We start from the raw sequence: 14,342 nt of genomic DNA on the forward strand, positions 1-14,342 counted from the left end.
GTCATGATGGAAGCGTTTAAGAGTTTTGTAACGATTGCTACCCAGTTAACCCTTTTATTTATTGGAGTTTCGTTTCTATTAAATTTGCTTCAGGCTTACATACCTTACGAAAAGCTTGAAGCACGACTTAAAAAAGCACATCCATTGATTGGCGGTTTGATAGCATTGCTATTTGCCTTTATTACCCCCTTTTGTTCCTGCTCGACAATTCCAGTAATCGTAAATTTGCTTAAGAATAATGTAAGGTTTGGGGTTGTTATGGTATTTTTATTTGCTTCTCCAGTATTAGACCCCACGATTCTTACGATTATGACAGTCATTATGGGATGGCAGGTCACGATACTATATACCTTAGTCACGGCGTTTTTCTCCTTAACGATAGGGTTGCTTTTAGAAAATTTCGGCTTTGAAAAGTCCTTGAAAAATGTCGTCATGAGTGGGTATGAGCGTTCGGATAAGAGATTTTCTTGGAAAAATGCTTGGAAAGAAACATGGGATCTCATGAAGTCAGTTTACCCTTATCTACTGTTAGGTGCAGCGATCGGTGCAATCATTCATGGCCTTGTTCCAGCAGAGTTTATAAGCACTTATTTTGGAAGCGATGCGTGGTGGTTAATTCCATTGGCAGCGGTCGTGGGGATTCCGCTTTACATTCGGTTATCGAGCATGATTCCGATTTCTCAAATCCTTATCGTCAATGGCATGGCTTTAGGCCCCGTCATGGCGATGATGATCAGTTCAGCAGGCGCGAGTTTGCCAGAGCTTGTACTGTTGAAATCGATATTCAAAAAGGAGTTGATTGCTACGTTTGTCGTATCGGTACTAAGCATGTCAACCGTATCAGGCTTTATCTTTTACATTATCTAGATAGGAGGAATTCCAAATAGGAGTCAAATTACTCGAAGTGTTATTGCAAAAGGAACGAAAGGTACGAAAGTGCTGTGTTAGATGGAGTCAGTATATAAAGCAGCTTCTTATCGATGAAAAAGTGAATGAACAGCAGCAAGAGCTTGAAAGAAAATACTATCAAAATGGATAAAAGCATTGAACGAGTTTAGAAAAGGAGGTGAAGGAATATCGTGAAAATATTATGGAGTAAATTCAAGGGCAAGGAAAAGGTCGAGAAGGAATCAAAGTGCTGTAAGATTGAAATAAAAGAAGTTCAACAGCCATCTGCTTGCTGCCAGGAAAGAAAAAGCTCTCATTAATTTGGGGGCTTTTTTTGGATAAATGACGAATCCTTTTCGTAAAAAATTATTATTATTGCCTGTTTTCAGATTATTTACTATAATGGGAAAAATGTCGGGCAAATTCTAGTTTTATAATGTAGGTCGAACAATGAAGAGTAAGGGGAGAATGAAATGATCTCAACAAACGAAAAATTGGTTACCGCTTTACGGAGTGTTCTTCCGGAAAAACAAGTCACGATCAATCAAACGGTTTTAGAGCAACATAGTAAAGATGAGTCGTATCATGCTTCTAGTTTGCCGGATATTGTTGTTTTTCCGACAACGGCAGAAGAAGTGAGTAACACCATAAAAATAGCCGAACAAAACAAAGTGCCGGTTGTCCCATTTGGAGTGGGATCGAGCTTAGAAGGGCATGTGATCCCTTACGACCAAGGAATTACGATTGATTTTTCCCTCATGAATAAAATAATCGAGGTCAAGGAAAGCGACTTTCTTGTGAGAGTTCAACCAGGGGTCACCCGTTCTCAGTTAAATAAAGAACTGAAAAAATACGGGTTGTTTTTCACTGTTGACCCGGGAGCAGATGCCACACTTGGGGGAATGGCAGCAACGAATGCTAGTGGAACAACTTCCGTCAAATACGGAGTGATGCGCGACCAAGTACGTGATTTGGAGGTTGTTCTTGCAGATGGAACGGTCATACATACGGGTAATTTAGCGGAGAAGTCTTCATCTGGCTATCATTTAAACGGTCTCTTTGTTGGATCTGAAGGAACGCTTGGCTGCTTTACTGAATTGACGCTGCGAGTTTACGGTATTCCAGAACATATTATGGCTGCTAGAGCGACCTTTCCAACGGTGAATGATGCCGTTGCAGCGGTCGTTAGTATTTTACAAGCCGGTATCCCAATCGCAAGGGTTGAACTTGTAGATGAACCTTCAATGAAACAAGTAAACGTATATAGTGAAACAGCTTATAAGGAACAACCTACTTTATTTTTAGAGTTTCATGGGAATGAAGCCGGGTTAAAGCAGGACGTTGAATTTATGAACGAAATTGTAGCAGATCACCATTGTGAAAAAATTGATTTTGAGACCGATAACGCTGCACGAACTCAATTGTGGGAAGCGCGTCATAACTTAGCTTACGCTTATGTCCATGGAAATCCAGGGAAAAAGCTGATGGTGACCGATGTTTGTTTACCGATCTCAGAGTTAGCCGGCGCGATTGAACATGCCAGAGAGGCACTTGACTCGTTATCACTAACGGGAGGAATTGTAGGTCATGTCGGTGACGGCAATTTTCACGCCCTTTTGATGATTGATATGAACGATTCAGATGAGCTGAAAAAAGCGGATGATTTTAATGAAAAAATTGTGATGTATGCACTTGAACGTGGTGGAACGTGTACTGGAGAGCATGGTGTCGGAGTTGGGAAACGGAAATATCAAGAGAAGGAGCACGGAGACGGACTGCTTGTGATGGAAAAGATCAAACAAGCACTCGATCCTGATATGCTTTTGAATCCAAATAAAATTTTTAAACAGAAAAACAGGGGGTGACTGCATGAAAACGTTAGAAGCGATCAGTACGATAGCTGGAAAATATTTTGCGGTATGGGTGATCGGTATTGCTATGATTGCTTTTATGGCTCCGGATCCCTTTTTAACGTTATCAGGATATATCACAATATTATTAGGTGTTGTCATGTTTGGTATGGGGCTGACGTTAAAGGCGGTTGATTTTAAAATCGTCTTAACGAACCCTTTGCCAGTTATCATTGGCGTTTGTGCCCAATTTATCATCATGCCGCTTGTTGCTTTTTTGATTGCCTATCTATTAAATTTGCCAGCGGAATTAGCTGCGGGGCTCGTTCTTCTCGGTTCCGTTCCAGGTGGTACCGCTTCAAACGTCATGGTGTATCTCGCAAAAGGGAATTTGCCATTATCCATTGCGATGACGTCATTATCAACATTATTAGCACCGATTGCGACACCCTTTATTCTACTAATGCTTGCAGGTCAATGGCTCCCTGTTGATCCGATGTCAATGTTTATGTCGATTATTCAAGTCATCATTATCCCGATCGTATTAGGTATTGTCATCCGGAGATACCTTCCGAGGGTTGTTGAAAAAAGCATCACTGTCATCCCGCTAATTTCGGTTCTTGCCATTATCATCATTGTATCTGCTGTTGTCGCGGGGAATGCAAGCAATATCGCTTCAGCAGGCCTGCTTATTTTTACCGCTGTAGCCCTTCACAACGCGTTCGGATTGCTCATCGGTTACTTAACAGCGCTTGCGTTAAAGCTTGATGAAAGTAATCGAAGAGCGATTTCGATTGAAGTCGGTATGCAAAACTCAGGTTTAGGGGTAGCATTAGCCGCTGCTCACTTTGGACCATTAGCGGCTTTACCTAGTGCCGTTGCGGCTGTCTGGCATAACATTTCCGGCCCGATCCTCGCTACTTATTGGTCAAAAAAACAAGTGAACTTAGATCAGCCGTTTAACGCAGAAGTGCCGGAAAGTGAGAACAAGGCTCAGATTTGATCTGCTCATGGTTAAATAATAAAAAACGAGTGCAAAACCAATCGGTTTTGCACTCGTTTTTCTATGTTATTTGTAATGTTTTCTCCACCTTATTGGAGTCTCTCCTTCAAACAAGTCACTTTCTACTTCTATTCCTCTCCTACTCGAATCAACTGCTTCCCAATATTGTTTCCAGCAAATAGTCCGAGAAATGAGTCGGGAATATTTTCAAAACCATCGTTAATGGTTTCTTCATAGGTTAGCTTGCCTTCTTGAAGCCACTTTCCGAGCTCGCGCGCTCCTTCTTGAAATTGATCAGCGTAATCGCCTACAATAAACCCTTGAATACGAACACGCGATTTAATTAAATACGTATGAATACGCGGCCCAATATCGTCGCCTGTTTTATTATAAGAAGATATCGCTCCACACTGTGGTATTCGTGCAAAGGTGTTCAGTAGAGGGTATACAGCTTCAGAGACAGTACCACCCACGTTATCAAAATACACGTCCACTCCATCAGGGCACGCATCCTTTAAAGCTTGGTGAATGTTATCAGTTGTTTTGTAATTAATTGCCATGTCAAACCCGGCTTTGTTTTTCAAGTAGTCAATTTTTTCATCAGAACCAGCAATTCCAACGACTTTTGCCCCTTTAAGCTTTGCAATTTGGCCTGCGATCATCCCAACAGCCCCTGCGGCACCAGATACGACCACCGTTTCGTTTTCTTTTGGGTCTCCTATTTCTGTCATTCCAAAATACGCGGTTAAACCGGGCATTCCGAGAACACCCAAATAGGATGATATTGGAGCCAGGTTCGCATCTATTTTTCTCACCTGGCTTTCCTTAGCAATCGAATATTCCTGCCACGCTAAATTGCCGATTACATAATCTCCTTCACTAAGGTGGTCCCCTTTAGAACGTGTAATTTTTCCTACGATTCCTCCCGTAAGGACTTCATTTAATTTGAATGGTTCAACATAAGACTTAACGTCCTCCATACGACCTCTCATGTACGGGTCAACGGAGACATAAAGGGTCTGAATAAGCACTTCGCCATCTTTTGGTTCAGGGATCGTTGTTTCTACAAACCGAAAATTCTCTTTTGTTGGTGTTCCTATAGGGCGTTTCGCTAGCATAATTTGTTGCATCGTCGTCATTGATAGTCCCTCCTCTAAGATAATGTCTTTTCATTATAGGGATTATTTACCTGTAAACGCGAAGAATCTGCTTATGGAAAGACAAAAAACTGTTTCGGGATACCTATAAAAAAGGTGCCTGACCCCCGGTACGTTAACGCGTTAACGTACTGGGGGTCAGGCACCATCTAGCAATCAATGGCTATTTTCCTCTTTTCTTTTTCGAACCTCCCACCCCTACACGAATAGTATATAGGCAGAGGTCCATAATCTTTGTCCGAACTTACTTCAAATAAAAGGAAAGTGATAACGGTGCAGTTTTTTTATACGGTTCGCCCGGGTGATACGTTGTTTGCGATTGCAAGGAGGTGGGAACTTCCGGTTGACTCCTTGATTGCTGCGAATAATTTGCATCCGCCATACACGATTACTGTGGGCCAGCAGTTGTCGATTCCACTAGGAGTTAATGTCGTCCGTGTACAACCGGGAGATTCAGTCTTTCAGATTGCGCAAACCTATCAGGTGCCGATATCTGTCATTATAGAAGCTAATCAGCTTCAGCCCCCTTATGTCATTCATGCTGGCCAGCTGCTAAATGTGCCACCTGGCGTGCCTTATTATACAGTTCAACCTGGAGATACTTTGTATCAAATTGCTCGACGATTTAATGTAACAACGAAAGGAAGCCCTAATCATGAGCTCATTCGTGAAGTCAACCAGCTTCCATCGTCTGATCTTTTCCCTGGGATGAGGCTAACGATACCTTACGTGCCTCCTGGTGACCAAGGCTTAATTGCTTATAATTCAGATCGAGGCGGGGATTTCGATATTTGGTTATATAACCCCCGAAGCGGAGTGAATGTGCAGCTAACCAATGAATTGGCTGACTCGTTTTCAAATCCGATATGGTCAGAGGATAGCACTAGAATTGCTTTCATAGGTAAGAACAGAGTCCTTTATGTGATTCAAGTAATGACCGGTGCAATTGCCCAAATAGACCAATTGGAAGAAGGAGCAGAAATTGCTTGGTCGCCTGATAATGAAAGGCTCGCTTATACGAAACAAGATCACATCCTCTTGTATAACGTCGTGTCACATCAAGCAGAAAGCATTGCGGAGCCGGGAGCAACGGATGTCCAATGGTTTCCAAGCGGAGAAGAATTGTTGTATCAGGCGCCTGATGCATCAGGATTCAGTCAGCTATACCGTATTCAAACAGACGGAACTGGGAAAAAACAAATAACAAGCAATACAGAAGGCCGGCTTAACAATGCCCAGCTATCTCCGGACGGTACGTTTGCACTATATACAACTCCAGGTGTTAGTATCTCGATTATTCACACCGTGGAAATCGAAACAGGGAATGTCTTTGAAATAAGAGGAGGGCCACTTGCCAAAAATTATTTCCCGATATGGTCGCCTGATTCGATGCAGATTGCCTACAACGCTACCGCGTTTGAAGACAGAGGGTATTTTTCGCAAATCAGAACCGTGGGGCGCCGAGGGGAGACTGATACGATTTGGGCGCTTTCTAATTGTTTTGCGACACCCGTAACCTGGTCATCAGATGGAGAAAAAATCGCTTATCTTAGCGGTTGTACCGAACAGGATTTTGCCCACGAAATGTGGAGTGTCGATTTAGATCACCCCGTTCCGATCCAGCTGATTGAAGGAGTAAGAATCATGTCTTTCACCTGGTCTCCAGCTCCGATTGGTGACTTGTCGAGAGAAACCTATACCAACCCGATTTACAACGTGAGCTTTCAATATCCATCGCACTGGAAAAAAGTAACCGATGAAAGGTACGAAGGAAGGGATGGTTTTTTTCAAATTTCCGCGATTTCAGCAGGTGAACACATCGATGTGGTATGCCAAAGAGAAGCCTTTCACCCTTTATTGCCCTACGGATCCATGCCCAAAGTCTTTAAAACTCAGATTGAAAACGAGGAGGCATGCTACATTTTCCCCTCTGCAGACCAACCTGTAGACATGTTGAGACAGGCAGCCGTTATCGTAAGGTATCAGAAGCCTATACAAATTCAAGGTACAGCGTACAATTACTTTATTTTGTGGGCAGATGAGCAGCATATTAATGAGATCACTTCTACTCTCAACTTTTCTCATTAACATTAGAAATTCGGGATTTGCTTTTTGGGGGAGGTCGTAAAGGTTGTTGCACTCATTTGCCCCTAGACTACTCTCCCAAGTTTGGAGGGAAACTATAGACGAAAACAGAGAATGGTGCGAATTTTGCCGAAATTTAGCATGTAAATTTACATGATGGCATGATAGACTTCATAAGAGGATGTTCAAAAAGTCCGCTAAAAATAGCTGTCGTAGAATGTGATCTCCTGTTAAATATCACTACGTCCTGCGGCGAACGCAGGAGTCCCCCATCCTGAGGAAGTTCGTTGACATATGTCTCTTCCTCTGCTAGTGAAGCTACGAAGAGTATCCGTCGAGACAGCTCGTAGTGATGGCTACGACGTCTTGCTCGTCGCCTCGACCTACTCGGCTCTTTTGAACACGCACTATAAGGCGATTTGTAATCGTAACCACAGCGAAATGAGTTATGTATTGGAGTGTGGATACATGCTAGCGTTACTAGAAAATTATCGAGACGGAATTTTAGAGACCATCTTCGGAAACGTCAATCATTGTATCGTCGTAGTGAATCATGAAGGTTTGATATCTTATATGAATGATAGCTATTGTCGTTTTTTAGAAGTCGATATAAAAGAGGTCCAAGGGAAGCATGTTACCGATGTGATTGAATATACACGAATGCATATTGTAGCTGAGACTGGAAAAGAAGAAATGGCAGATCTTCAATATATTCGTGGCAACTACATGATTGCCGACCGTATACCGTTGCGTTCTGATGGAAAAGTGGTTGGGGCGCTTGGTATGGTCCTGTTTCGTGATACGGAAGAATGGATGAAGATGAATAGTCACATCAAAGATCTCCTCCTTGAACTAGAAACGTATCGTAATCAAATGAAAAAACAAAACGGTGCCACGTATTCGCTTCATGATATCATTGGCAGTTCCCCTGACATTCAACATCTAAAGAATAAAATTAAAAAAGTGGCACCTGGAGATGTTTCTGTCTTATTAAGGGGAGAAAGTGGGACAGGGAAAGAGTTGTTTGCCCATAGCATTCATCAGTTGAGTGAGCGTAACACGAAGCCGTTTGTCAAAGTCAATTGTGCAGCCATTCCAGAACATTTACTAGAGTCTGAATTATTTGGATATCAAGAAGGAGCTTTTACAGGGGCAAAAAAAGGCGGGAAGCCAGGTAAATTTCAGCTTGCAAACGGCGGTACGATTTTTTTAGATGAAATTGGCGATATGTCATTGCAGGCACAAGTGAAGATTCTAAGAGTGTTGCAGGAGGGAGAAGTGGAAGCCGTTGGGGCTGTTGAGGCTCAGAAGGTCGACGTACGGATTATTGCTGCGACGAATCAGCCCTTAGAGAAGCTTATCGAAACTCAACAGTTTCGCGAGGACTTGTTTTATCGAATTAACGTCGTTCAGGTCGATATCCCGCCACTTCGAAAACGCCCGGAAGATTTACGTCTGTTGGCGAAATTTTTACTTCATAAAATGACTGAGCGGACTGGAAAACGTGTGGTTGATTTTGGAGCGAACGTATATGATTGTTTCTTTCAGTATCAATGGCCAGGTAATGTCCGCGAGCTTGAAAATATTATTGAGGCTGCCGTTTATCTGACCAATACCGAGATCATTGAAGTAGACGACTTACCGGACCACCTTCAACCTAATACCTCTATATTAAACGAGAATCATAGTTTAAAAGAACTCATGGAGCAGACAGAAAAACAGGCCATTGAACGGACGCTAAAGAAGGTGCAAGGAGACAAAGGAAAGGCTGCAAAAATGCTAGGTATCGGAAAATCCAGTCTGTATGAGAAGACAAAGAAATATGAGTTATAAACCATTCCAGAAATCCGGAAAACCGTTCCGATATTCTGGAATGGTTTATTTTTCGTTGTTCATGTAAAGGTTTTCATCATTGTTGCAAAAAAATCCACGCACCCTTTTCGAAAATTCAGAATCATCGTGGTGTTTCGTGTTAAAACATACGACTTCTATTAAAATTGTTGTTCAAAAAGGAGGACAGATTGACTAGAAGCAGATCTTGTTTGACTAGAAAGTGAGCTTGTTTGACTAGAAAAGGATCTGATTTGACCAGAAAAGTATCCGGTTGACTAGAAAAAGATCTGATTTGACCAGAAAAAGATCCAGTTTGACTAGAAAAAGATCTTGTTTGACTAGAAAAGATCTCATTGACCAGAAAAGGATCCCGGTTAACTAGAAGACTTTAAAAGAGAGTTGGCATGATATTTGCACTATATAAGCCTAGAAGGGAGTGTCATGAGTATGAAAAAAATGTATCCATCATTTCAGGAAGCTGTAAAAGAAATCAAAGATCATTCGACGATTATGGTTGGAGGGTTTGGTTTAGTTGGAATTCCTGAGAATCTTATTCTTGCTTTAGTAGAAACGAAAGTGAAGCACTTAACGGTGATTTCAAATAACTGCGGAGTCGATGACTGGGGGCTTGGGCTGCTTCTTAAAAATAAACAGATTGATAAGATGATTGGTTCCTATGTAGGTGAAAACAAGGAATTTGAACGTCAAGTTATAGCTGGTGAACTAGAGGTCGAGCTGACCCCGCAAGGAACATTGGCTGAACGTATTAGAGCGGGAGGTGCTGGTATTCCAGCCTTTTATACACCAGCAGGCGTAGGGACTCCGCTTGCAGAAGGGCAAGAGGTTCGTACATTTAATGGGAAGGATTATCTTCTGGTAACGGGATTACGTGCAGATTTCAGTCTGATCCGAGCAGCGAAAGGGGACCGACACGGAAATCTGGTCTATAACAAGACAGCACAGAATTTTAACCCGATGATGGCAGCAGCTGGTTATACAACGATTGCAGAGGTAGAACAAGTGGTGGAAACAGGAGAGTTGGATCCTGAAACGATCCATACACCGGGAATTTATGTTCAAGGGTTAATTGAGGGTCAGCAAGAGAAACGAATTGAACGTTTAACTGTAAGATCACAAGGATAACTGGAGGGGATAGGAATGGCAGTAGAGATGGATAAGTCATTAGTCAGAGAGAAGATTGCGAAAAGAGCTGAGCGAGAAATTGAAAGCGGTTTCTATGTGAATTTAGGAATTGGGATACCGACGATGGTCGCGAATTACATCCAACAGGATAAAGAAGTGGTTCTTCAGTCTGAAAACGGCTTAGTTGGAATTGGGAGGTCACCATACGAGGAAGAGGTGGATCCTGATTTGATCAATGCCGGGAAAGAAACGGTCACAGCATCAGTTGGCGCTTCTTATTGCAGCAGTGCCGAATCGTTCGCGATGATCCGAGGAGAACACCTTGACCTTGCTATTCTTGGAGGGATGGAAGTCTCTGAGCAGGGAGATCTAGCGAATTGGATGATACCAGGCAAAATGATTAAAGGCATGGGTGGAGCGATGGATATTGTCCATGGCGCCAAGAAAATCGTCATTATCATGGATCATGTAAATAAACACGGGGAGCCGAAGATTTTAAAGGATTGTCACCTTCCGTTAACGGGAGAAGGGGTAGTCAACCGGATTATTACGGATCGTGCTGTGATGGACGTGTGCGAAAACGACTTAATACTCGTGGAAGTAGCAGAAGGGTGGACTGTTGACGAAGTGATGCAATCAACGGAAGCGGAATTGACAGTTAGTCCTGAACTTGTAGAAGCAGCATTTTAAACAGGAGCAAAAGGAGATGTTTTCGATGGTAGATAACAAAGTCGTTTTCATTACAGGAGCTGCAAGTGGAATAGGATATGAAATTGGCGTTGAATTTGCTAAAAACGGAGCAAAAGTTGCTTTCAGTGATGTTAATGAAGAGAAAGTAAACGAAGCAGTGGATAAGCTCGCCGACGAGGGATATGACTGTATCGGTCTCAAGTGTGATGTAACCAATGAAGAAGAGGTAAAACAAGCGATTGACGAAACGGTAGAAAACTACGGAAGACTTGATATTTTAATTAACAATGCAGGGTTACAACACGTAGCATCGATTGAAGACTTTCCAACAGAAAAATTCGAATTTATTACAAAAGTGATGTTGGTTGCACCGTTTATGGCTACGAAGCACGCGTTCCCAATAATGAAAAAGCAAGGTACAGGACGGATTATAAATATGGCTTCCATCAATGGATTGATCGGCTTTGCTGGAAAAGCTGCCTATAACAGTTCAAAGCATGGCGTGATTGGACTGACAAAAGTCGCTGCATTAGAAGGGGCAGAACATGGGGTTACCGTAAATGCTGTTTGTCCGGGCTATGTAGACACCCCGCTCGTACGAAATCAATTACAGGATTTAGCCGACAACCGAAATGTTTCTTTGGAGGAAGTAGTTGAAGAGGTCATTTACCCTTTGGTTCCGCAAAAACGTTTGTTATCTGTGCAGGAAATTGCTGATTATACGCTGTTTTTAGCCAGTGACCGAGCAAAAGGAGTAACAGGACAAGCGGTCGTCATCGATGGTGGCTACACGGCTCAATAACGTCTGAACAAATCGTGGAGGAATGAGAAAATGGAAAACGTTTATATTCTAGAAGGAGCACGGACACCTTTTGGTAGTTTTGGTGGAGCACTGAAAGATGTTGACCCGACCGAATTAGGTGTCACAGCAAGTAAGGAAGCGATTCGCCGAAGCGGGATCGCACCTGAGGATATTGATTTTACTGTGATGGGAAATGTCATTCATTCAGCGAAGAATGCGCCTTATTTATCTAGACATATCGCACTTCAAGCGGGAATTCCAATCGAAAGTTCGGCTCTAGCTGTTAACCGGCTATGTGGATCTGGTCTTCAATCCGTCGTTTCCGCTGCCCAGTCGATCATGTTAGGAGACGGAGCGACAGCGCTTGCAGGTGGCGTAGATAGTATGAGCTTGGCCCCGTACGCATTGAGGGGGAGTCGGTTTGGTACAAAGCTTGGTACACCGCAAGTAGATGACATGCTTTGGGCAGCTTTGACAGATGAATATATCGGCAAGGGAATGGGCGTTACCGCTGAAAATCTCGCGGAGAAATACGAGATTTCCCGTGAAGAACAAGATGCCTATGCCTCGCAAAGTCATCAGCGAGCCACGACTGCACGAAAGCTTGGTAAGTTTGAGGAAGAAATTGTTCCAGTCGTAGTTAAATCTCGAAAAGGTCCTCACCTAGTCGAGGTAGACGAGCATATTCGAGAGGATACAACGACGGAGGGACTTGCGAAACTAAAGCCTGCATTTAAAAAAGACGGAACGGTAACCGGCGGAAACGCAAGCGGCATTAACGATGGCGCAGGAGCGGTTATCCTTTCTGGTGAACAATTTGTCCAAAAGAAAAGCCTGAAACCTTTAGCCAAAATCATCTCCTGGGGAGTAGGAGGCGTCAATCCATCCTACATGGGGATTGGCCCAGCACCTGCGATTAAACGGGCTTTAGGAAAAACAAATGTAACGTTAGACGATATCGGCTTGATTGAAGTCAATGAAGCCTTTGCTTCTCAATATTTAGCGGTGGAAAAAGAATTAGGCTTGAATCGGGATATCGTCAACGTCAATGGAGGAGCGATTGCGCTCGGTCATCCAGTCGGAGCGAGTGGTACTAGAGTCTTGTATTCTCTTATCAAAGAGCTGAAACGAAGAAATGAGCAATATGGTATTGCCTCCTTGTGTATCGGAGGCGGACAAGGAATTGCGATGGTAGTAGAAGCCTTGTAAGGCAGGAGATAGATCGGGATTGATATAAACTACTTTTTTAACAGGTTGGAGGAATATTCATGTTTGGTATTTTCCTTGGTCTCATCGTTTTGATGGCCTTAGCCTATTTGGGCTGGTCCATCATTTGGGTGGCCCCGATTGCTGCTGGTGTAGTAGCAATAACAGGTGGCCTCGATTTATTAGATGCCTATAAAGATACGTATATGGGCGGGTTTGTTTCATTTGCAAAAGATTGGTTCCCGGTCTTTATGCTTGGTGCCATATTCGGAAAATTGATGGAAGATACCGGGATGGCAAGATCAGTAGCCGTTGCGTTGACAAAAATCATCGGTACGAAACGGGCAATCCTCGGAGTATTAGTATCTGCAGCCGTCTTAACCTATGGTGGTGTCAGCTTGTTCGTTGTTGTCTTTGCTGTATATCCACTTGCTTTATCGTTATTCCGTGAGGCGAATATCAGTAGAAGGCTAATTCCAGCGACTGTGGCGTTAGGTGCCTTTACGTTTACGATGACGGCCTTACCAGGGACACCGCAAATTCAAAACCTTATTCCGATGGAGTACTTTCACACTAGCGCCACAGCGGCACCTGTAATGGGGATCGTTGCTGCAGCTGTGATGGCTGTTGGCGGCTATTTATATTTGCGTTGGCGGGAAAGAAAGCTAACTAGTAATGGCGAAACATTCACCGAACCAAAGGATAAGAAAATAATCGATGTTGAGGACGATCACCCTCATTTTCTGTTGTCCTTGTTGCCACTGTTAACTGTCCTTATTACATTGAATATTCTCAATTGGGACATTGTTACCGCATTGATTTCGGGTATCATTTTAATTATGGTATTAAACGTGATGAAATTGAAAATGTTTGTTAAATCTATCAATAACGGCGCAAGTGGATCAGTTATTGCGATTATTAATACGAGTGCAGCAGTAGGATTCGGTACAGTTGTACGTGAGGTTCCCGGATTTGAGCGGCTTACGGAATTATTGATGGGGGTAAGAGGAAATCCGTTAATTTCAGAAGCCATTGCGGTCAATGTCCTTGCCGGAGCTACCGGATCAGCATCCGGAGGGATGGGAATTGCCCTTGAAGCACTGGGCTCCAAATATTATGAAATCGCGATGAATACCGGTATTAGCCCAGAAGATTTCCACCGAATTGCATCTCTTTCATCAGGTGGATTGGACGCGCTGCCTCATAACGGAGCTGTATTGACGTTATTGACAATCACCGGAATGTCTCATAAAGATAGCTACAAAGATATCTTTATTGTCGCCGTCCTTATTCCTGTAATTTCGGTTGCTGTCGTCATTCTTCTCGCTTCAATTGGCATTCTTTAATGAGCAAAAAAATCGCAGGCCTTAAACCGGATCGGGTTTACTTTTGAGTTTAGAAAAATCTACCCTTCAAGGTCTAGCTTCAGCGCCTACGAGCTCGAGCTCACTTTAGCCTGTCAGAAGAAACCAAAAAGCAGCTTCAATCTACCAGTCGAAAGTGCTTTTCGCTTGTAACCAAAGCGTTTTCGCTTTTCTTTATGAGGTGCAAAACTGTAAATCACTGACCAACTTGTTTCACATATAAACATTAAATAGGCATAGAGAAAAAAAGTATTTCTCTATGCCTTCTTCAACTATTGCTTTTATTGAAGAAGAAAAGCTTACTCGCCAAGTTGAACCAAA

The 14,342-nt window shown here is 42.9% G+C and carries 12 protein-coding genes; 11 read left to right on the forward strand and 1 reads right to left on the reverse strand.

Annotated features, from left to right (window positions below; all coding sequences use genetic code 11):
- Positions 1-6: 6 nt before the first annotated feature.
- From CDZ94_RS17185 to CDZ94_RS17195, 4 genes are all read left to right on the forward strand, one after another.
- Positions 7-867 (forward strand): permease, encoded by an 861-nt coding sequence (locus CDZ94_RS17185; protein WP_198520890.1) that lies wholly within the window; start codon positions 7-9, stop codon positions 865-867.
- A gap of 37 nt (positions 868-904) precedes the next feature.
- Positions 905-1,039: a hypothetical protein gene (locus CDZ94_RS21880; RefSeq protein ID WP_280951867.1), complete on the forward strand. Its 135-nt coding sequence runs from the start codon at positions 905-907 to the stop codon at positions 1,037-1,039.
- Between the two features lie 322 nt (positions 1,040-1,361).
- Positions 1,362-2,753, forward strand: coding sequence for an FAD-binding oxidoreductase (locus CDZ94_RS17190; protein ID WP_096439149.1), 1,392 nt, complete (start codon positions 1,362-1,364; stop codon positions 2,751-2,753).
- A 4-nt stretch (positions 2,754-2,757) separates the two neighbouring features.
- The gene (locus CDZ94_RS17195; RefSeq protein ID WP_096439151.1) at positions 2,758-3,741 is read left to right on the forward strand and encodes a bile acid:sodium symporter family protein; all 984 of its coding nucleotides are present in this window, start codon (positions 2,758-2,760) and stop codon (positions 3,739-3,741) included.
- A gap of 128 nt (positions 3,742-3,869) precedes the next feature.
- On the opposite strand, the gene CDZ94_RS17200 is transcribed toward CDZ94_RS17195, so the two are convergent.
- Positions 3,870-4,880 carry an NADP-dependent oxidoreductase gene (locus tag CDZ94_RS17200; protein WP_096439153.1) on the reverse strand — a complete coding sequence of 337 codons (1,011 nt, stop codon included), beginning with the start codon at positions 4,878-4,880 and terminating at the stop codon, positions 3,870-3,872.
- 291 nt (positions 4,881-5,171) lie between these two features.
- Here CDZ94_RS17200 and CDZ94_RS17205 point away from each other — a divergent pair, with 291 nt between their 5' ends.
- From CDZ94_RS17205 to CDZ94_RS17235, 7 genes are all read left to right on the forward strand, one after another.
- Positions 5,172-6,986, forward strand: coding sequence for a LysM peptidoglycan-binding domain-containing protein (locus CDZ94_RS17205; RefSeq protein WP_096439155.1), 1,815 nt, complete (start codon positions 5,172-5,174; stop codon positions 6,984-6,986).
- A gap of 465 nt (positions 6,987-7,451) precedes the next feature.
- A complete protein-coding gene (locus CDZ94_RS17210; protein ID WP_096439157.1) occupies positions 7,452-8,816 on the forward strand; it encodes a sigma-54 interaction domain-containing protein in 1,365 nt (454 codons plus the stop codon).
- Between the two features lie 447 nt (positions 8,817-9,263).
- Positions 9,264-9,959, forward strand: coding sequence for a CoA transferase subunit A (locus tag CDZ94_RS17215; RefSeq protein WP_096439159.1), 696 nt, complete (start codon positions 9,264-9,266; stop codon positions 9,957-9,959).
- A gap of 15 nt (positions 9,960-9,974) precedes the next feature.
- On the forward strand, positions 9,975-10,649 hold the full coding sequence (locus CDZ94_RS17220) for a 3-oxoacid CoA-transferase subunit B (protein ID WP_096439161.1): 675 nt from the start codon (positions 9,975-9,977) through the stop codon (positions 10,647-10,649).
- A 25-nt stretch (positions 10,650-10,674) separates the two neighbouring features.
- On the forward strand, positions 10,675-11,451 hold the full coding sequence (locus CDZ94_RS17225) for a 3-hydroxybutyrate dehydrogenase (RefSeq protein ID WP_096439163.1): 777 nt from the start codon (positions 10,675-10,677) through the stop codon (positions 11,449-11,451).
- A 30-nt stretch (positions 11,452-11,481) separates the two neighbouring features.
- A complete protein-coding gene (locus CDZ94_RS17230) occupies positions 11,482-12,660 on the forward strand; it encodes an acetyl-CoA C-acetyltransferase (RefSeq protein WP_096439165.1) in 1,179 nt (392 codons plus the stop codon).
- A 59-nt stretch (positions 12,661-12,719) separates the two neighbouring features.
- Positions 12,720-14,003: a GntP family permease gene (locus tag CDZ94_RS17235; RefSeq protein WP_096439167.1), complete on the forward strand. Its 1,284-nt coding sequence runs from the start codon at positions 12,720-12,722 to the stop codon at positions 14,001-14,003.
- The last annotated feature ends 339 nt before the right edge of the window (positions 14,004-14,342 follow it).

This window comes from Alteribacter populi, assembly GCF_002352765.1.
Taxonomy (GTDB): Bacteria; Bacillota; Bacilli; order Bacillales; family Salisediminibacteriaceae; genus Alteribacter; species Alteribacter populi.

Excerpts from the sequence above, each read along its gene's own strand:
- CDZ94_RS17185 (WP_198520890.1), top strand. The coding sequence starts at position 7 with ATGGAAGCGTTTAAGAGTTTTGTAACGATTGCTACCCAGTTAACCCTT.
- CDZ94_RS17215 (WP_096439159.1), top strand. The coding sequence starts at position 9,264 with ATGAAAAAAATGTATCCATCATTTCAGGAAGCTGTAAAAGAAATCAAA.
- CDZ94_RS17230 (WP_096439165.1), top strand. The coding sequence starts at position 11,482 with ATGGAAAACGTTTATATTCTAGAAGGAGCACGGACACCTTTTGGTAGT.
- CDZ94_RS17190 (WP_096439149.1), top strand. The coding sequence starts at position 1,362 with ATGATCTCAACAAACGAAAAATTGGTTACCGCTTTACGGAGTGTTCTT.
- CDZ94_RS17210 (WP_096439157.1), top strand. The coding sequence starts at position 7,452 with ATGCTAGCGTTACTAGAAAATTATCGAGACGGAATTTTAGAGACCATC.
- CDZ94_RS17195 (WP_096439151.1), top strand. The coding sequence starts at position 2,758 with ATGAAAACGTTAGAAGCGATCAGTACGATAGCTGGAAAATATTTTGCG.
- CDZ94_RS17220 (WP_096439161.1), top strand. The coding sequence starts at position 9,975 with ATGGCAGTAGAGATGGATAAGTCATTAGTCAGAGAGAAGATTGCGAAA.
- CDZ94_RS17235 (WP_096439167.1), top strand. The coding sequence starts at position 12,720 with ATGTTTGGTATTTTCCTTGGTCTCATCGTTTTGATGGCCTTAGCCTAT.
- CDZ94_RS17200 (WP_096439153.1), bottom strand. The coding sequence starts at position 4,880 with ATGACGACGATGCAACAAATTATGCTAGCGAAACGCCCTATAGGAACA.
- CDZ94_RS17225 (WP_096439163.1), top strand. The coding sequence starts at position 10,675 with ATGGTAGATAACAAAGTCGTTTTCATTACAGGAGCTGCAAGTGGAATA.